This is a genomic window from Nocardia sp. XZ_19_231, from assembly GCF_015355705.1.
Lineage (GTDB): Bacteria > Actinomycetota > Actinomycetes > Mycobacteriales > Mycobacteriaceae > Nocardia > Nocardia salmonicida.
Window position 1 is genome coordinate 106,952 of the sequence record NZ_JACUZI010000006.1, and the last position, 17,399, is coordinate 124,350.

The 17,399-nt window shown below is 66.3% G+C and carries 18 protein-coding genes; 8 read left to right on the forward strand and 10 right to left on the reverse strand.

Annotated elements, in window-relative coordinates; genetic code table 11:
• Nucleotide 1: 1 nt before the first annotated feature.
• Together IBJ82_RS25630 and IBJ82_RS25635 are read left to right on the forward strand one after the other, a co-directional pair.
• The gene (locus tag IBJ82_RS25630; RefSeq protein ID WP_194828768.1) at nucleotides 2-364 is read left to right on the forward strand and encodes a hypothetical protein; all 363 of its coding nucleotides are present in this window, start codon (nucleotides 2-4) and stop codon (nucleotides 362-364) included.
• The gene (locus IBJ82_RS25635; protein ID WP_194828549.1) at nucleotides 361-1,689 is read left to right on the forward strand and encodes a hypothetical protein; all 1,329 of its coding nucleotides are present in this window, start codon (nucleotides 361-363) and stop codon (nucleotides 1,687-1,689) included. Before IBJ82_RS25630 ends, IBJ82_RS25635 begins: the two co-directional genes overlap by 4 nt.
• 57 nt (nucleotides 1,690-1,746) lie before the next feature.
• On the opposite strand, the gene IBJ82_RS25640 is transcribed toward IBJ82_RS25635, so the two are convergent.
• Entirely contained in the window at nucleotides 1,747-2,961 is a 1,215-nt protein-coding gene (locus IBJ82_RS25640; protein ID WP_194828550.1) for a CdaR family transcriptional regulator, read from the reverse strand.
• Nucleotides 2,962-3,241: 280 nt separating this feature from the next.
• Between IBJ82_RS25640 and IBJ82_RS25645 the strand changes: the two genes are divergently transcribed.
• Entirely contained in the window at nucleotides 3,242-4,423 is a 1,182-nt protein-coding gene (locus IBJ82_RS25645; RefSeq protein ID WP_194828551.1) for a PHB depolymerase family esterase, read from the forward strand.
• Between the two features lie 81 nt (nucleotides 4,424-4,504).
• On the opposite strand, the gene IBJ82_RS25650 is transcribed toward IBJ82_RS25645, so the two are convergent.
• Nucleotides 4,505-5,266 carry a class I SAM-dependent methyltransferase gene (locus IBJ82_RS25650; RefSeq protein WP_194828552.1) on the reverse strand — a complete coding sequence of 254 codons (762 nt, stop codon included), beginning with the start codon at nucleotides 5,264-5,266 and terminating at the stop codon, nucleotides 4,505-4,507.
• 126 nt (nucleotides 5,267-5,392) lie between these two features.
• Between IBJ82_RS25650 and IBJ82_RS25655 the strand changes: the two genes are divergently transcribed.
• Complete coding sequence (locus IBJ82_RS25655) at nucleotides 5,393-6,283, forward strand: ribonuclease Z (protein WP_194828553.1); 891 nt, start codon at nucleotides 5,393-5,395, stop codon at nucleotides 6,281-6,283.
• 37 nt (nucleotides 6,284-6,320) lie between these two features.
• On the opposite strand, the gene IBJ82_RS25660 is transcribed toward IBJ82_RS25655, so the two are convergent.
• Nucleotides 6,321-6,974 (reverse strand): TetR/AcrR family transcriptional regulator C-terminal domain-containing protein, encoded by a 654-nt coding sequence (locus IBJ82_RS25660; protein WP_194828554.1) that lies wholly within the window; start codon nucleotides 6,972-6,974, stop codon nucleotides 6,321-6,323.
• Nucleotides 6,975-7,067: 93 nt separating this feature from the next.
• Here IBJ82_RS25660 and IBJ82_RS25665 point away from each other — a divergent pair, with 93 nt between their 5' ends.
• Nucleotides 7,068-7,439 (forward strand): nitroreductase family deazaflavin-dependent oxidoreductase, encoded by a 372-nt coding sequence (locus IBJ82_RS25665; protein WP_194828555.1) that lies wholly within the window; start codon nucleotides 7,068-7,070, stop codon nucleotides 7,437-7,439.
• Between the two features lie 47 nt (nucleotides 7,440-7,486).
• Here the strand turns inward: IBJ82_RS25665 and IBJ82_RS25670 are convergent, their stop codons facing one another.
• Nucleotides 7,487-8,023 (reverse strand): DUF3145 domain-containing protein, encoded by a 537-nt coding sequence (locus tag IBJ82_RS25670; RefSeq protein ID WP_056821216.1) that lies wholly within the window; start codon nucleotides 8,021-8,023, stop codon nucleotides 7,487-7,489.
• A 103-nt stretch (nucleotides 8,024-8,126) separates the two neighbouring features.
• Nucleotides 8,127-8,942 carry a serine hydrolase gene (locus tag IBJ82_RS25675; protein ID WP_194828556.1) on the reverse strand — a complete coding sequence of 272 codons (816 nt, stop codon included), beginning with the start codon at nucleotides 8,940-8,942 and terminating at the stop codon, nucleotides 8,127-8,129.
• 39 nt (nucleotides 8,943-8,981) lie between these two features.
• Here IBJ82_RS25675 and IBJ82_RS25680 point away from each other — a divergent pair, with 39 nt between their 5' ends.
• On the forward strand, nucleotides 8,982-10,178 hold the full coding sequence (locus IBJ82_RS25680) for a serine hydrolase domain-containing protein (RefSeq protein WP_194828557.1): 1,197 nt from the start codon (nucleotides 8,982-8,984) through the stop codon (nucleotides 10,176-10,178).
• A gap of 83 nt (nucleotides 10,179-10,261) precedes the next feature.
• Here the strand turns inward: IBJ82_RS25680 and aztD are convergent, their stop codons facing one another.
• The 3 genes from aztD to aztB form a co-directional block, all read right to left on the reverse strand.
• Nucleotides 10,262-11,422 carry a zinc metallochaperone AztD gene (aztD, locus tag IBJ82_RS25685; protein ID WP_228537677.1) on the reverse strand — a complete coding sequence of 387 codons (1,161 nt, stop codon included), beginning with the start codon at nucleotides 11,420-11,422 and terminating at the stop codon, nucleotides 10,262-10,264.
• 25 nt (nucleotides 11,423-11,447) lie between these two features.
• On the reverse strand, nucleotides 11,448-12,347 hold the full coding sequence (aztC, locus tag IBJ82_RS25690) for a zinc ABC transporter substrate-binding protein AztC (protein ID WP_194828769.1): 900 nt from the start codon (nucleotides 12,345-12,347) through the stop codon (nucleotides 11,448-11,450).
• Nucleotides 12,348-12,412: 65 nt separating this feature from the next.
• Nucleotides 12,413-14,491 carry a zinc ABC transporter permease AztB gene (gene aztB / locus IBJ82_RS25695; RefSeq protein WP_194828559.1) on the reverse strand — a complete coding sequence of 693 codons (2,079 nt, stop codon included), beginning with the start codon at nucleotides 14,489-14,491 and terminating at the stop codon, nucleotides 12,413-12,415.
• Nucleotides 14,492-14,539: 48 nt separating this feature from the next.
• Here aztB and aztA point away from each other — a divergent pair, with 48 nt between their 5' ends.
• Both aztA and IBJ82_RS25705 read left to right on the forward strand, forming a co-directional pair.
• Nucleotides 14,540-15,217 (forward strand): zinc ABC transporter ATP-binding protein AztA, encoded by a 678-nt coding sequence (gene aztA / locus IBJ82_RS25700; RefSeq protein WP_194828560.1) that lies wholly within the window; start codon nucleotides 14,540-14,542, stop codon nucleotides 15,215-15,217.
• A 10-nt stretch (nucleotides 15,218-15,227) separates the two neighbouring features.
• Nucleotides 15,228-15,584, forward strand: coding sequence for an iron chaperone (locus IBJ82_RS25705; protein ID WP_194828561.1), 357 nt, complete (start codon nucleotides 15,228-15,230; stop codon nucleotides 15,582-15,584).
• On the opposite strand, the gene IBJ82_RS25710 is transcribed toward IBJ82_RS25705, so the two are convergent.
• Together IBJ82_RS25710 and IBJ82_RS25715 are read right to left on the reverse strand one after the other, a co-directional pair.
• Nucleotides 15,585-16,715: an NDMA-dependent alcohol dehydrogenase gene (locus IBJ82_RS25710; protein ID WP_194828562.1), complete on the reverse strand. Its 1,131-nt coding sequence runs from the start codon at nucleotides 16,713-16,715 to the stop codon at nucleotides 15,585-15,587.
• Between the two features lie 104 nt (nucleotides 16,716-16,819).
• The gene (locus IBJ82_RS25715; RefSeq protein WP_194828563.1) at nucleotides 16,820-17,344 is read right to left on the reverse strand and encodes a DinB family protein; all 525 of its coding nucleotides are present in this window, start codon (nucleotides 17,342-17,344) and stop codon (nucleotides 16,820-16,822) included.
• Nucleotides 17,345-17,399 lie beyond the last annotated feature (55 nt).

Genomic DNA, 17,399 nt, shown 5'->3' on the forward strand with positions numbered 1-17,399 from the left:
CATTCGTCGGCTCCGGTTCGGCCTACTCACGGCCGCCGCGGGTGCACTGCTGGTGGGCTGCTCGTCCAGCGAACCGACTACCGAGACCGTGACAACAGCCCGCACCATCGACATCCGGATCGCGAACGGCGCGGTGTCCCCGGCCAATACGCGCACCGAAGCCCAGGTCGGGCAACGCATCGTGTTGCGGGTCGACAGTGACGCCACCGACGAACTGCATGTCCACTCCGCCCCCGCGCACACCTTTCCCGTCGCCGCGGCTTCCGGTCAGGAGTTCGACTTCACGGTGACGGTGCCGGGCCAGGTGGAGATCGAACTGCACCAGATCGGACGGACGGTGACGACGCTGCTGGTCCGGCAGTGAGTCCCCTCGCCCACGGCCTCAACGGCGCCACGGACCTGCCGATTCCGCTCACCTACGCGTTGATCGGCGCGGCGTGGGCGCTGACCTTCTCGTTCGCGCTGCTGTTCTTCGCCTGGCGTCAGCCCCGATTGGATCCCGACTCGTCGGGATTCGTCCTGCCCGCGCCGGTACGGCGGATCATCGACGCTCGCGCGACGCGGATGGTCATCGCCACGGCGAGCGTGATGGTCACTGCCTGCGTGATCGTCATCGCGATGTTCGGTTCCTCGGATCCGGCTCTGAATCCCGTGCCAGGAGTGCTGTACATCGGCGTCTGGGTCGGGGTGATGGTGGCGTCCCTGCTGATCGGACCGGTCTGGAAGATCCTCTCCCCCGTCAGGGCGCTCCATCGATTCGGTTGCCTGCTGCTACGACGCCCGCCGGAGCACGGACTTCTCCGCTATCGCGAGGAATGGGGTCATCTCCCAGCCGCTTTCGGCCTGTTCTCCTTCGTGTGGCTGGAATTGGCTTGGCGCACACCAGGGTCGGTCGGCTCGGTGCTGACCTGGCTGCTCGGCTATCTGGTCGTGACCTCGATCGGGCTCGCGCTGTTCGGCACCGTCTGGGCAGAGCGGGCCGATCCACTCGAGGTGTACAGCACGCTGCTGGCGCACCTGAGCCCTTACGGCCGTGACCGCGGGGGCCAGCCGGTGTTGCGGATGCCGCTGAACAATCTCGCGGGGACTCCCGGTCTCGTGGGATCTGTCGCGGTCGCGGCGACGCTGCTCGGATCCACCGCCTTCGACAGCTTCTCCACCTTCCCGTGGTGGCGCGAACTGGTCGACGACCTGGCTCCGGTCGTCGACGCGACACTCGTGCGCACGGCCGGACTCCTGGTCTTCATCGGGGTCGTGGGCGGGCTGTTCTCCGTCGCCGCGCGTGCCACCGGTGGTGTCTCCCCCGCCGATCGCGCGCTGCTACCCCGGCGGCTGGCGCTCAGCCTCACCCCGATCGTGGCGGGCTATCTGATCGCCCATTACCTCACGTTTCTCGTCGAGAAAGGGCAGGCGACGGTACTGCTGTTCGCGGACCCGCTCGACCGAGGATGGAACCTCGCGGGCCTGGCCGATCGAGAGGTGGCCTATGTGCTGTCGAGTCATCCGACTGTGCTCGCCACCTGCAAAGTGCTCGCGGTCCTGATCGGCCACATCCTCGGTGTCGCCGCCGCCCACGACCGCTGCCTGCTACTTCTCCCGCCTCGTCACCGACTGACCGGCCAGCTCGCATTGATGCTGACCATGGTCGGCTTCACGTTCACCGGGCTGTATCTGCTGTTCGGGGGTTAGCTGTGCTTGCCCAGCGCCACTGCGAGATTCGCCTCCGTGAAAAAGGGGTCGCGATCGCTATATGCGCGCGTTCTGGGTCACGCTGTCGTCGGTTTCCACAGTGTCTACGCGCGAGCTCGCGGGTCCCGACGGGTAAGCGCGGGCGACGAGCGCGGCGCGCAGTCCCCACTGACCATCGGCGCGGGCGGGATCGAGTCCGGTGATCCCCGCTATGCGCTTGAGTCGATGGTCGACGGTGTTCGGGTGGATGAACAATCGGCGTGCTGCTCGCTGGCGGTTCTGATCGCTGAGCAGGTAGACGGTGAGTGTTCGCAGCAGCAGGGGGTTGGCCACCAAGGGGTCCAGTCGGCGTGCCATGGACTCCCTCACCGCCCCCGGCCGGGTGAGCTGATATTCGGCGGCCAGCTCGTCGAAGTCGTAGAGGCGAGTCTCGGGTTCGGCCGATAGTACGCGGGCCAGCCGATTGGCGACGTCGACCATGTCGTGCAGAGTCGGTGATATCTGCGGAATCGCGTCGACGGCCACTTCGCGGTGGACGGCGGTGACGACGGCGTCGGCTGCCTCAGCGACTGCCCGGACGAGTGGTTCCAGCTGATCAGCGGGCAGCGCAGAACTCGGGATCAGGATCGTTCCGCCGCTGTTGCTCAGCAAGGACAAGACCTCCTTGCCGCCCCTTTCGGCAAGATCGGCCCGGATTCGCCGAAGTACGCGCCCGGAAGCTACCCGGCGATCGACGCCGTCCTCGAACGTAGGGGGAGGAGGCAGGATGGACAGCGCCAGCAGGTGGTAGTGATCGGCGATCGACAAACCGCATTCGCGCGCCAACGCCGTCGTCACTCGGCCGTTGAGCAGTGCGCTGGTGAAAGTGTTTACCGCACTTCGGTGTTCGTGTGCGGTGCCGCGATATTCGCGCAGGTAGGTCATGGTCACCGTGGTGGTCATCAGGTCGAGCAGTTCGACGGTGCGTGCTCCGATGTCCACGCATTCGGCGACCGAGTCGATCGCCGACCTGCTCGCCACCAGTTCATGGGCCATTTTCGACCCCTCGTGCAGGGCGTGCAGGATCACATCGATGGGCACACCGCCTCTGGCCCACTGCGCGGCCGCCGATTCCAGTTGTGCCACTTCGTGTTCGGTAGGAGCGCCGCGCCCGTCGAGAATCGTGGTGGCGATCCGCAAGCAGTTGACGGTCACCGCGGTGATATCGCCACGGAGCGCTTCGTCGGGCAGGGTCAGGCATCTGGCGACGGTCAGTCTGAAATGCCGGACCATCTCCTCAGCAAGAGATCTGGTGTCGCGCAACGATATCGCGGCAGGCCCGAGAGATCCCGCAGTTCCGGAACCAGACGATACCTCTGCCGGCGGCGCCGATTTTCCCACCGGCGACGGAGCGATCAGTAGACCTCGACTGTGCCCGTGCGTCCTGTCTCGGTTGCGCTCGTCCATCGGCAACTCCTCTTCGAGTCGTGTGGTCTCGCCGGCCACACCATAACCGGACATCAGAATCCGGTTACTGACTGGTAGTGTGGCCGACATCACCTAATCAGTCAAGATGCGACCTCTGCCGCGGCTACTGACCCACCCCGCAGCCGCCTGTGATCGCTACAAACAGGACTGCAGGTCGGCGGTCAGAATTTCCGACAGGTGTCGCGAACCCGGAAAAATCGGGCCACAACCTGAGAGTCTTCCTCTCATGTTCAAGAATAATATTTTGCAGGTCGGGGTTGGGGCTTCCCGACGCCGTCGAAGCGTCCGGTCCGGATTGCGGGCTGTGACCACGGGGGCACTGAGAGCGATGTGTGTCGCTGCGTTGCTCGCCGCTGCCGGTGGCGTAGCGCACGCCGACGATCCGGGGCCCGCACCCTCACCTTCTGCGGGGTGTGGCCAGCCGGTTCCTGCTCGAGGCGAAACGACCGTGCAATTCCGGGGCACCGAAAAAACGGGCCAGTATCGGCAGCATGTCCCCGCCGGAGCCGATCGCCCGCTGCCGGTCGTTATCGCCCTGCACGGTCTCCTGGAAAATATCGACATCGCCGATGCCGGTAGCGGCTTCGGCGAATACGGATACCAAAAAGGGTTTATCACGATCACCCCCCAGCTCGATCGGCTCGGCTTCGCACAGTGGGGGTACGGTCTCGGTTCCGCCGACATGACCTGGGTCTCGGAAGTGCTGACCGATGTGGAGTCCAACCTCTGCGTCGACAAACGCCGCATTTTCATCGCTGGACTGTCGATGGGTGCCTTCGCCTCCAGTTCCCTCGGCTGCCAGTTCGCCGACCGCGTCGCCGCCATCGCCCCGGTGTCGGGGCTACGAGATTTCAGCTGGTGTCGTCCCACACGGCCGGTGCCGGTGATCGCCTTCCACGGCACCGATGACGCGATCGTTCCGTATGCGGGGCAATCGAATTCCGGTTCGGCATCCGGGCCGTCCGGTGGCGAGGACAGCGGCGTAGGCCGGCACCCGGTGACCGACAGTGCGGCAGCCTGGGCGCGCCGCGGTGGGTGCACCGGCGCTCCGGTGCGTGCCACGATCGCCGCTGACGTCGTGTTGGATCGATACTCGTGCCCGTCCGGTATCGACGTTCAGCTGTACACGATCACCGGGGGCGGCCACATCTGGCCCGGGACCAGTTCCCCGCTCTACCCGGAGCTCATCGTCGGCAAGAATACGAACTCGATCAACGCCACCGCCCTGATCTGGGACTTCTTCCGCACTCATCCGATGAACACCTGAGCCCCCCACGGACACGAACACACGCAACACCGGTTCCATCCCGCCACTCGCTGTCCGGCGGGATGGAACCTGATCCACTACTCAAGGACGGCGAGCGGTGATGAGCCAAGCGCGGGAGTCGAAGTACACGCCGCTGTCGGTCTGATGGTCGGCCAGGATCTCGTGGAGCCGCGTGCGGGCTTGTTCGGCTTCGGTGGGCTCGAGGTCGGTGAGGAAGGCTTTGAATCCCGTCAGGCGGAGCAGGTTGTCGTAGGCGGCGATACTGTCGGGGCCGTAGTACACGGGCTCATCGATCTCGGTGAAGTCGATGTCGATGAAACCTGCTGTCGCCAAAGCAGATTCGGTGACAGCAGGGTCGGCGAGTGAAAACGGGCCGCGACCTGGTGTGGGGATTGTGGCGGCGAGAACGTCACTGAACACAGACGCCCATTCATTGCGGTCGCGGCCTTGCCAGACCAGCCACGCGAGACGACCCCCGGGACGCAATGCGCGCGCGATATTGGTGAACGCCGCGACCGGATCGGCGAAGAACATCACACCGAACCTGCTGATACAGAGGTCGAAAGATGTTGGCGGGAAAGGATTCACCTGTGTGTCCGCCAGCTCGAAACTGATATTCGACGGGCCCTCGTCGTCGCTGATCCGACGGGCCTGTTCGAGCATCACCTCCGAGATGTCGACTCCGACCGCGCTTCCGTCAACGGCCGCACGGGCGGCCTCGCGCGTGGTCTGCCCTGTGCCACAGCCGATGTCGAGCACGCGATCACCGGCGCCGACCTTCGCGGCAGCGAAGAAGTGCGCATTGTGCAGACGCAGTTCGGCGTCGTAGTCGAACAGATCCATTGTCGTCCTCCGGAAGCTGTGTGATCGGTGCGAGCTTCGGCCAAGGCCCGCACTCGGTCCATCTCACCATCGCGACAGCATTCATTTCTACGTGACACCGACGCGGCGACCCGCCAGGATGGGTCGATGTCGACACGAGAACTCGTCGTCCTCGGCACAGCCGGGGCTGTGCCCACCCGCCGCCGCAACCACAACGGCTACCTCCTGCGCTGGGACGGGCAGGGCGTGCTGTTCGATCCCGGCGAGGGCACCCAGCGCCAGATGGCGCATGCGGGCGCTTCGGCGACCGAACTGCATTGGCTGTGCATCACCCATTTCCACGGTGACCACTCGCTGGGCGTCCCCGGCATCGTGCAGCGACTCGGCCGCGACGGGGTACCCCACGACGTGCACGCCGTCTACCCCGCCGAGGGTGCCGAGTATTGGGAACGACTGAGATACGCGACGAGCTATTACGGCTCGCCCAACCTCGTCGAACACCCGGTGAGCGGCCCCGGCGAAACATTGCAGGGCAACGGTTTCACCCTCACCGCACTCCCGCTGGCCCACAGCATCCCCACCTACGGCTACCGCCTCGCCGAACCGGACAGCCGAACATTTCTGCCCGAGAAGCTGCGCGAGCACGGCATCTCCGGCGCCGCGATCCGTGAGCTGTCGGGGCCGCTGCTCGAGGAATGCTCGGCACCGAGGCCGGGCCAGAAGGTGGCTTTCATCATGGATACTCGCCTGTGCGACAACGTTTTCGAGCTCGCCGATGGTGTCGACATGTTGATCATCGAGTCCACCTTCCTCGACTCCGAGACAGATCAGGCGCACGAACGCGGCCATCTCACGGCGCGTCAGGCGGGCGAGGTGGCGCGCTCGTGCGGGGTGAACACCCTTGTTCTGACCCACTTTTCGGAGCGCTACACCCCGAGCGAGGATCACCTGTTCATCGAACAGGCAGCCTTTCCCGGCGCCGTTCTCGCCCACGATCTCGACCGCGTCGCCCTTCCGGCACGCCGCACGAGCAGCTGAACGCGACTGCGGCGGATGCGGCGAGGGAGGTCGGCGCTCAGCGCTTACCTCGGCGCGCTTCGAGCGCGTCCAGGATCAGATCCAGCCCGAATCCGAACTCGCCCGAGTAGTCGTACCCCGGTTGCAGGGCGTGGTCGACGATCATCTCCGTGAGATACGGCAGCTCGTCTGCCGGCAGGTTCGCGAGAATGCCGCCCGCTACTGCCTCGACGTCCGCCGATACGGACACGGGCAGGTTCGCCTCTTGCAGGACGAAACCGCCCACATAGCTGTCGATCAGCGAGACCGCGTGCGCGGCCATCGGCAGCGAGAACCCGGTCTCCCGAAGAACTCCCAGGACCGCGTCGTGATGGCGCAGGGTCGCCGACCCCGGATTCCGACGCGAGTCCATCAACCCGAGCGCCCAACTATGTTGCGCCAGCACCGAACGCGCCGAGCGAGCCCGCGCCCGGATCGCATCGCGCCAATCGTCACATCCGGACTCCGGCAACTCGATCGCCGCGAACACCGCGTCGACAACGCCGTCGAGTATCGCGTCCTTGTTCGGCACATGGTTGTAGAGCGACATCGCCTCCACCCCCAACTCCTGCGCCACCCGCCGCATCGTGATGGCCTCCACTCCCCCACGGTCAGCGACCCGAATCGCGGCATCCAGCACACGATCGCGACTCAGCGGTTGCCGTGCGGGCATGAGACCTCCTCGGTGGCGAAGCGTTGACAAGCTTACAGATGTAAGTCAGCCTTACAGGTGTAAGCCACGCTGACCCGAACAAGGGAGCACCCCATGCCTATGCCGATCTGGTGGGGCCACATCAACAAACGCGTCTTCAATCCCCGCGCCGTCGCAGGCGGAAAATGGCCGGTCCTCACCCACACCGGCCGCACCTCGGGAAAGACCTACCGCACCCCACTCGACGCCCACCCCGTCGACGGCGGCTACCTGTTCGTCCTCGTCTACGGATCGGCCTCGGACTGGGTGCAGAACATCCTGGCCACAGGCACCGCGCAACTCCGCAAAGACGGTCAGGAGGTCGCGCTCACCGCACCACGCGTCGTCGGAAGAGACGAAGCGTTCCAGTCGCTGCCCCCTGAGATTCCCCGCCCGCCGAAACTTCTCCGCATCACCGAGTTCCTCCGGATGGACCTCGCCGACTGACTACGCCCCTGATCATCGGAAATCCCGTGATGGTCTCGGATCAACTGTTAACCCACGTCCCGCCGCAACCAGGTGACTTCGGCGCCGACGCTGTCGGTCCCCTGCCGGTACGCCTCGAGGTCCTCGTCCCATGGCGCGCCCAGGGCTCGGTCGAGTTCGGTGGAGAGGTCGAAGGTTCCGTGGACGTCGAGTTCTTTGGCGGCCTGGAGTAAGGCTCGTAATCGCATTTCGCCCAGCATCACGTCGCCGTTGGCGCCGGTGGATCCGTGCCAGAGCCCCAGGGTGGGGACGAAGCTGTAGCGCTCGCCGTCGACGCCTTCGCTGGGGTCCTCGGTGACTTCGAAACGCAGCACAGGCCAGGTGCGCAATGATTGGGCTATCCGGGCCGCGGTACCGACAGGGCCGACCCAGTCGCTGCTGGCGCGGAGTTGCCCGTCGGCTGGTTGGGTGTTCCAGCGTAATTTCGCGGGGGACGACAGCGCGGTGGACAGCGCCCATTCCACGTGAGGGCACAACGCGGCGGGCGATGAGTGGATGTAAACCACACCCGCCGTCGCGTCAGCGAACTGACTCGATGCGCGCACTTACCAACACCTCCAGCCTCGACAAGGAACGTCTTCCCCAACGGCCCGTCGTGGTCTGGCGTGGCACGAGTGTACTGAAGTGTGCGGTGTTGCGCGTGTTACTTTACTGCGTGTTATGTGTCTCTGCGATAACGGAATCGCTGAATTTCGGCCACGCTGTTCTTGCCCAGTCACCGAAATTCTCGTCGCTCAGCGCGATTGTCGCCACCGCTATTTCCGGGTCGACCCAGAGGAACGTGCCGGTCTGGCCGAAGTGCCCGTAGGTGCGGGCGGAATTGGCCGAACCCGTCCAGTGCGGGGTTTTTCCGTCGCGGATTTCGAATCCCAATCCCCAGTCGTTGGGACGCTGGGAGCCGTATCCGGGCAGGACTCCGTCGCGGTCGGGGAATTGCACCGAGGTCGCGTCGTCCAAGGTTTGCCGAGATATCAATTGAGGTGTCAGCAACTCGGTGGCGAATAGCGTGAGGTCGGCGAGGGAGGCGCTGCCCGCGTGGCCGGCGGAACCGTCGAGGACCGCGGTGGCCATGCCGAGTGGCTCGAAAACCGCTTCGTGCAGATATCGCGGAAATTCGATACCGGTCTGCGCGGTGAGGAAATCGGCGAGCAGTTCGAAGCCCGCGCTCGAGTAGATGCGGCGGGCGCCGGGTTCGGCGAGAACTTCGGGAGTGGCGAACGCGACGCCGGAGGTGTGGGCGAGCAGATGCCGCACGGTCGAACCGGGCGGACCCGCCGGTTGGTCGAGTTCGACCGCGCCTTCCTCGAGCGCCACGAGCGTGGCATAGGCGACGAGCGGTTTGGTGACCGAGGCGAGCCGGAACACCCTCTCGGTATCGCCGACGGTCGACACACCGCTGGCGGTGACCACGGCGGCGGCGGCGTTCTTGACCGGCCAGTGCTGAACCTGCTGCAACGATCGCATATCGGCAGCGTACGAGACGCGGCTACGATCGAGGACACCATGAGTCCCGCACCATCGATCCACGGCGACGTGGCGGCCGGTTTCGGCCCCGTCGCCGACGCCTTCCGCCGCAACTTCACCCACCACGGCGAGATCGGCGCCGCCGTCGCCGTCTACTCCGGCGACCAGCCACTGGTCGACCTGTGGGCAGGTCATCGCGATCGCAAACGTGAGGTGGCGTGGGAGCGCGACACGATCGTGCCGGTGTTCTCCTCGTCGAAGGGGATGTCGGCGTTCACCCTGGCGACGGCGGTGTCGCGGGGGCTGCTCGACTACGAGGCGCCGGTGGTGAAGTACTGGCCGGAATTCGGCGCGCACGGCAAGGAACGGGTCACCGTGCGTCAGCTGATCGACCACCAGGCCGGGCTGTCCGGGCTGGACCGAATCGTGAAACTGCGGGAGCTGATCGATCGTGACGCCCTCGGCGAGCTGCTCGCCGCGCAGAAACCGGCGTGGGAGCCCGGCACCCGGCACGGTTATCACGCGCTGACGCTGGGTCTGTATCAGAGCGAATTGCTGCGACGGGTGGATCCGGCGGGCCGTAGTCTCGGCCGGTTCTTCGCCGAGGAGATCGCGGGCCCGGTCGGCGCCGATCTGTTCATCGGCCTGCCCGAGACCGAGCCCATGGAACGGGTGGCCCAGCTGTCGGCGACCAAGGGCTTGGACATCTGGCGCTACGAACGTCGCGATATCCCGCTGCGGATCGGCGGCGAGGTCTACGCCAAGCGTGGATATTCCTATGCGGCACTGACCAATCCGCGCCCCGGCGCCCCGGCGCGTGCCGCCCGGCGGGAGTTCCTCGAGATCGAGTGGCCCGGCATGAACGGTGTCGGCAATGCCCGTGCGCTGGCGCAGGTCTACGGCGCCGCGGCGGGCCGCACCGGCGCGCTGCCCATCGACGACGATGTTCTCGACTTGCTCGCCGCCGCCGACACCGCCGACGATGTGCCCGCCGATGATCTGGTCCTGCATACCAAGAGCCGCTACCACCTCGGTTTCCGCAAGTCGCGCGGCACTTTCCGCTTCGGCTCGGACAAACGCGCCTACGGCACCACCGGTTTGGGCGGCTCCTTCGGATTCGCCGACCCGGCAACCGGAGTGGGCTTCGGTTACAGCATGAACCGCCTCGGCATGGCGATTCTCGACGATGTGCGCAGCCGCAACCTGCGCGAGGTCGTCGTGCGGTGCGCCGACTGACCTGTTCTTCAGGGCACGAACGAAGATCACCAGGCTCCCACCGAAGTGTTTTCGGAGAAGCGTGGTGACCTCGATCGGTGCGCTCAGTGCGCGGTGACGCCGGTGAGTTCGTTCGGCGTGCCTGCCAGAGTGGCGGTGGCGGTGACGTTTCCGGCGGCCAGGTCGACGCGGTGCACCTGCTTGGCGGCCGGGTCGCTCACGTAGGCGATGCCGTCACGGACGAACAGGGCCGGGCGAGCGGCTTGCCAGTCGAGCGGCTCCTGCCAGCTGCCGAGCACGGGAATGGTGCGAACCACCTTGCCCGCCAACGGATCGATCACGTGGATCTTGCCGTCGGTGCCGAGTACCAGCGCCTCACCCTGCGGGCCGCGAGCCAGCGAGCGGAAGGTGTAGCTGGTGCCGAGGTCGACCAGGCGCAGTGTGCCGTCGGTGGTGTTCACCAACGAAACCTGCTGCGGACGTTCGAGTTCGGCGTCCTTGTCCTGCTTGTAGTCACCGAGCACGATCGGCGACGCCTCGCTGCCGGACATGTTGCCGATCCGGCCGTAGGGGGTCGGGCTGGTGACCTTGGTGATCTTGCCGTCGCGGTACACGACGGCGCCGGTCTGGCAGCCGATCACGACCGCTTCGCCCTGGGCAGCGGCCTCGCCGTGCACCCCTGGGCAGTCCTCGTTACGAGTGAGTTCCTTGCGGCCCTTGTCGAGCGCGACGACACCGACGCGCTTGTCCTCGGTGCCGAGAGTGAGCACCAGATTCCCGTTGCTCAACTCGATCGCGACGCCGTGGTGCGGCGCGGCAGCCTTGTAGACTTCTGTCGGCTTTCCGCTGTCGACCTGCGCGGTCTCGAGAATGGTGACCTCACCGGACCCGTCGGCGAACAGCACGGTCTTGCCCGCGTGCCGAACAACGTGGCCCGGTTTGGCGGCGGGGAACTGGGTTCCCGTGAACGCGCCGTCGTAGGCGTCGAAGACGCGGAAGCCGTCCTTGGTCGACACCATCAGATGGTCGTCATCCCCGGCCGGATTGAGCCGGTTGTATCCGTCGATCTTCACGTCGGCCCGCTGGGTCAGTGACGCGCCGTCGAGGACGTAGATCCCGCCGTCGTAGGTCAGGGCGATCGGTTCGGCTCCCGGCGTGTGCTGATGTTCGCGGCCGGAATCCTCTGTGCCACAACCGCTCAGCGCCACCACCGAGGCGAGAACCCCGGACATGGCCACCATCGTGGTGGTCCGTGACCTGTTCATGTAATGCTCCATCTCTTTGTGCGAATTAAGCTGTCGGCCCGGATAGACCACGGGCGATCGCCTCGGTGTTGACGCGGGCCATCTCCAGATAGGTGCCTGCGCCGTCACCGGGTGGGGTGAGCGACTCGGTGTGCAGGGCGATCACCTGTACCTGCAGACCGGTGTGTTCGGCGAGGACGCGCGAAAGCCGATCGGGCTGTGCGGAATCGGCGAAGATCGCCCGCACCCCGGCGGTCCTGATCGCGGTCGCGAGGTCGTCGAGATCGGAGGCGCTGGGTGAGGCGAGGGTGGTGCCGCTGGGGATCACCGCGCCGATCACCCGGAACCCGAATCGCTGTGCGAGATACCCGAAGACGTGATGGTCGGTGACCAACTGCCTGCGCTCTGCTGGGACAGCCGCGAACCGCTCGGTCATCCACCGGTCCAACTCGTCGATTTCGCCGAGGTAGCGCTGCGTATTCGCCTGCACCGCAGCGGTATCGACGCCGTCGACTCGGGCCAGCACCTCGGCGCTGATCGCCTCGACGGCCATGCGCACCCGGCGCGGATCGGTCCAGAAGTGTGGATCAGGTTGCCCCGCCGACTCATCGGAGGTGTACGCGATCGGATCCACCCGCTCCGCCACGGCCAGCGTGGGGACCCCGGCGGCCGCGGCGGCCCCCACATGCCGCGCCACGCCTTCCTCGAGCCCGAGCCCGTTGTGCACCACCAGCGCGGCTCGCTCGATCTCGGCCGCCTGACGAGCGGAAATGGCGAACGAATGCGGATCGGCCCCCGCCTGCATCAACACCGTCACCGGCACCGTGTCACCGACAACGGCCCGGGTCAGATCGCCGAGAATGTTCGTGGTCACCACGATCCCGGACCGCTCGCTCCCGCTGGTACACGCGCTCGCCAAGGGCACGAGAAGTGCTGCGGCAGCCAGCAACTGGATCAACTTGCGAAGCCGATCGGTCCGCGAGGTCCGGCGGTCATCGGGGAACAAGTGCTTCACAGGCCCGTCTCCACCATCAGCGAGGGCGCGATGTCCAGCGAGAACGCGCGCGCGACGCGGAGGTTGTCGTTGTAGGCGATCTCGTGGACGACGCGCGCCCGAGAATCGTTGATATAGGCCCGTTCCGAGTCGACGCAGATCACCGGATCGCCTTCGACGGGTCCTCCGAGCAGCGGAGTACGCGCTGTCTCCGTGCCGGTGACGGGGTCGATCCCGTGCAGCACGCCGTCGCGGGTGAGGACCAACAACGACGATCCCTCGCCCGCGGTGTTCACCGCGACCGGGTCGGCGATCGGAGTCCGCGTCCAGGTCTTCTTCCTGATGTCGAGCGTCCAGACGGCGTCGCGGCCCGCGATCGCGGTCAGGGTGGTGCTGCCGGGGCGATGGGTGAACGCGCTCGCCCGCTCCGACGTCGGCGCCGGATAGGGGATCTTCTCGGCGACGAATGCGTCCTCGCGCTGTGCCACCACGAGTGCTCCGTCGGCACAACCGAAGACGACTCCACGCCTGGTCACAGCCTGACCCTTCGGCTGCGGACACGGGGTGGACTGGACCTGCCCCGCCGCGCCGTCACGCCCGCGCACCTCGACCCGACCCGAGCTGTCGGCGACGACGATCCGCTCGGCATACGGCACCGCGATCCCGTCGACCTGGCGTTGTGCTCGGGCGACACCGCCGTCCAGCTCCGCACGGTCGAACAAGATCGTCGCACCGGAACCGAGCACAACCGACGCGACGGCGGCATCGCTGTACGCACCGACCACCTCGGAACCACCCACTCCGGGCGCCGCACTTCCGGGGCCTGTAGTCGCCGTATCGCCGGCGACCGCACCGACATCCTGGCTCGGCGCACGGTAGTAGTGCCGGTGGTCGCCGTGGTCGACGGTCCATGCCCCGCTGTCCACGACCTGTACCGACGCACCCGCGCTCAGATACGCGAAGCGCCCGTCACCGACCGCGCCGACGGTAGGGACCCGCTGACCACCACCGCTCGGCGACGACGAGGGACTCGCTGATGAACTCGGGTCCGGTTGCGCTCGAACACTTTCCGGGCCGATCGGCGTGACCTTCTCGGTCAGCAGATCGATCACCCGAACAGCTCCGGTCACATCGGCGACTACCACTCGTTTCTGGGCCTCGCTCATCTCCTCCGCACCGGCGACGAACCCGTGCGGCGCCGCCTCCTCGACGACCGGCACCTCCCCTGCCCCGCAGCCGACCAACGGCACGGCGGCGAGCGCGACCACTCCCACCCGACCGACCCGCTCCCGCAGCGCGGAGACGATCCCGGACAGGAAGAACGAGCCGACGGCCACGGCGGCGATGGTGGCCCCCGCCGCGGTTCCCGCATGCCACGAAATGACCAGTCCCCCCACCGTGGACAGCCCGCCGATCAGCGCGGCGACCGCCATGACCACCGGCACCCGGTTCGACCAGAACACTGCGGCGGCGGGCGGCGCGATCAGCAATCCGAAGACCAGCAGCGTCCCCACGACATGAAACGACGCCACGATCGCCACGGCTACCAACCCCACCAGCGCAGCGTGCGCCAGTTTCGGATGCAGTCCGAGGGTGTGCGCCTTGCGCGGATCGAAGGTCAGCGCCACGAACGCACGATGGCCGAGCACCGCCACCACCAGCGAGATGCCAAGGGCCGCAACGAGATACCACAGATCGACGGCTCGCACGGCCAGCACATCGCCGAACAGGAACCCGGTCAGATCCACCGCGAACGACTGTGACCGCGACACGATGATCACCCCGGCCGCGAGCATCCCGACGAACAACAGCCCGATCGCGGTATCCGGCGCGAAGCGCTTGCCACGGCTCAGCACCGACACACCGGCAGCCATGGCGGTGCAGCTGACCGCGGCACCGAGCATCAGGTTTCCCCCGAGCAACGCCGCCACCGCGACGCCGGGCAGCATCCCGTGCGCCATGGCGTCGCCGAGAAATGCCATGCCGCGCACCACCACCCAGGTCCCGGCGAGGGCGCACACGCACGAGACGAGCAACCCACCCCACAGCGCGCGTTGCACGAATGCCACCTCGAACGGGGCGAACAGCCAATCCATAGCGCGAGACGATATACTGAAAATGATTATCGTTTCAATTGAGGTGAGATGAACCACACAGATGACGCAGCGATCCGGATCGAGCACCTGACGGCCGGTTATGCCCGACGACCCGTGCTCCGCGAGGTGACCGCCACGATCCCGCGCGGGCAGGTGACCGCGATCGTGGGACCCAACGGCTCGGGAAAATCGACCCTGCTCGGCATCCTCGCCGGAACCGTGCAGGCGCAAGAAGGAGCGGTGTACCGGAGCACCACCCGGCGTCCCGCCTTCGTGGTGCAGCACACGTCGATTCCGCCGACCCTGCCGATCACCGTGCGGGAAGTGGTCGCGATGGGACGCTGGGCGCACCGCGGACCGTGGCGGCGACTGACTCGGGCAGATCGCGAGATCGCGCGAACCTGCCTGGAAAGGATGGAGCTCACCGACTTGGCGACTCGGCGGCTCGACACCCTGTCGGGTGGACAACGCCAACGCACCCTGCTCGCACAGGCGCTGGCGCAGGAGTCCGATCTACTGCTGCTCGACGAACCGGCGGCAGGCTTGGACGAGACCTCTCAGGCCGAGATCTCCCGCGCTCTGGCTCAGATCAGCGCGGCCGGTGTGACCGTTGTGCAAGCCACCCACGATCTGGACGAGGCTGGCAGGGCCGACCACTGCCTACTACTGCGCGACGGCCAATTGAAGGCCGCGGGTCACCCGAAGAAAGTGCTGGTCAGAGCCTAGAGTCGAGAGCATGACCGAGAAACCTGACTCCGTCGACGCCTATTTGGCGGCCCAGCCGTCGGCCGAACGCGCCGTCCTGCAGCAGATCCGCGACACGATCCATCGCGCGGTGCCGGACACGGGCGAGAAGATCAGCTACGCCATCCCGGCCGCCACCATCGACGGCCGGGTGTTCATCTTCTTCGCGGGCTGGAAGGCCCACGTGAGCGTGTACCCCGTCCCCGACGGGGACGAGGCGCTCGAGAAAGCCATCGAGCCCTACAACTCGGGTCGTGGCACCTTGAAATTCCCACTCGGCGAACCGATCCCGTACGACCTGATCGCTCAGGTGGCGGTTCGTCTCGCCGAGCAGGCGGGCGGGAGCTGACTACCAGTCGGCTTCGGTGTAGCGGATGATCCCGCGAATGTTCTTGCCGTCCAGCATGTCCTGGTAGCCCTGGTTGATCTCTTCGAGCGAGTAACTGCGCGTGACCATGTCGTCGAGATTGAGCTGGCCCGCCTTGTAGAGCGAGAGCAGTTGCGGCGCGTCCTGGCGGGCGTTGCCGCCGCCGAAGATGCAACCCTTCACCGTCTTCTGCAACATCGACAGCAGGAAGGTGTTCATCTTGACGTCGCCCGCGTCCATGCGGCCCATCGAGGTGACGACGAGGGTGCCCGCCTTGCCGGTGAGGATCAGACCCTCTTCGACGTAGTCGCCGTGCATCTCACCCATGGTGAGGATGACCTTCTCGGCCATCCGCCCCTCGGTGGCCTCGATCATCGGCATGATCGCGGCGGCCATGCTCTCGTAGGTGTGGGTGGCGCCGAACTTCTGCGCCTGTTCCAGCTTCCACGGATGCGGGTCGATGGCGATAACCTTCGAGGCACCGGAGAGCACAGCACCCTGCAGCGCACTCATGCCGACACCGCCGATGCCCGCGATCACCACGGTCTCACCCGGCTGCACCTGGGCCACATGGGTCGACGATCCGAACCCGGTCGGCACGCCGCAGCCCACGAGGCACGCGACCTCGAACGGGATGGTGGGATCGATCTTCACCACGGAGGTGTGGTGCACCGTCATGTACGGAGCGAACGTGCCGAGCAGGCACATCGGGATGACGTTCTCGCCACGCGCCTGGATGCGGTAGGTGCCATCCGAAATCGCCTGTCCCATCAGCAGTCCGGCGCCCAGGTCGCACAGCGCCATGTTCCCGGCGACACACGAGGGGCAGCGGCCACACGCGGGGATGAACGACAGGATGACGTGGTCACCCACGGCCAGATCGGCCGGACAGTTCGGGCCGAGCTTGGTGATCACACCCGCACCCTCGTGTCCGCCCATCACGGGGTAGGCCGGCATCGGCGTCGCGCCGGTGACGATGTGATGGTCGGAGTGGCACATGCCCGCCGTTTCCATCCGGATCTGTACTTCACCGGCGACGGGGTCGCCGACCTCGATCTCCTCGACCGACCATTGCTGATCGATGCCCCACAGGATCGCGCCCTTCGTCTTCATGCCGGTAGACCTCTCGCCAAGCTCGTGCCTCATTGTGACTGCACTCACCCTAGCCACAAATCACCGGTTTCTGAAACACGTTCTAGAAAATTTCCGAGAGTTTCTTATCCGCGCACGTCATGGACGTGGTGGACGAGGTCGTGCAAGAAGTACCGACCCAGCGAGGTGACCGTGAACAGCGATCCGTCGCTGCGCGCACCCCGCAGGTCGAGCCGATCCGACGGCACCGAGGCGAACGCGGCGGCCACCCGATCAGCGGCAACAGTCAATTCCCGCGCGACAACCGCGGGGTCCTGCTCGCCGTAACGGTCGGCGACGGCGGTCGCGTCCTGATCCCAGTTCTCGAATCGCGGCGTCTCGACGCCGTCGCCGCCGAGCATCAGCGCGAGCCTGGTGTCGAAGATCCGGCACACGTCGCGCACGTGGGCGCCGTACTCGAGAACGGACCAGGTCAGCTCGTCGGGACGCACCCGAGCGTCGTCGCGTTCGAGCGCCGAGCCGATCCGGGCGGCGCTGTCGAGGACGATCTCGGGAACGGCCGCGTACGCGGTGTGCTCGGCCTCGAATCCACATTCGGAGCACGCACGTTCGAGGACCCAGGTCCAGTTCTTGGTGTCGGGGACGATCATGAAAGTCAGCCTAGGGTGTCCGCTTCTTGCGCTCCATCGATATCGAGCCAACTAT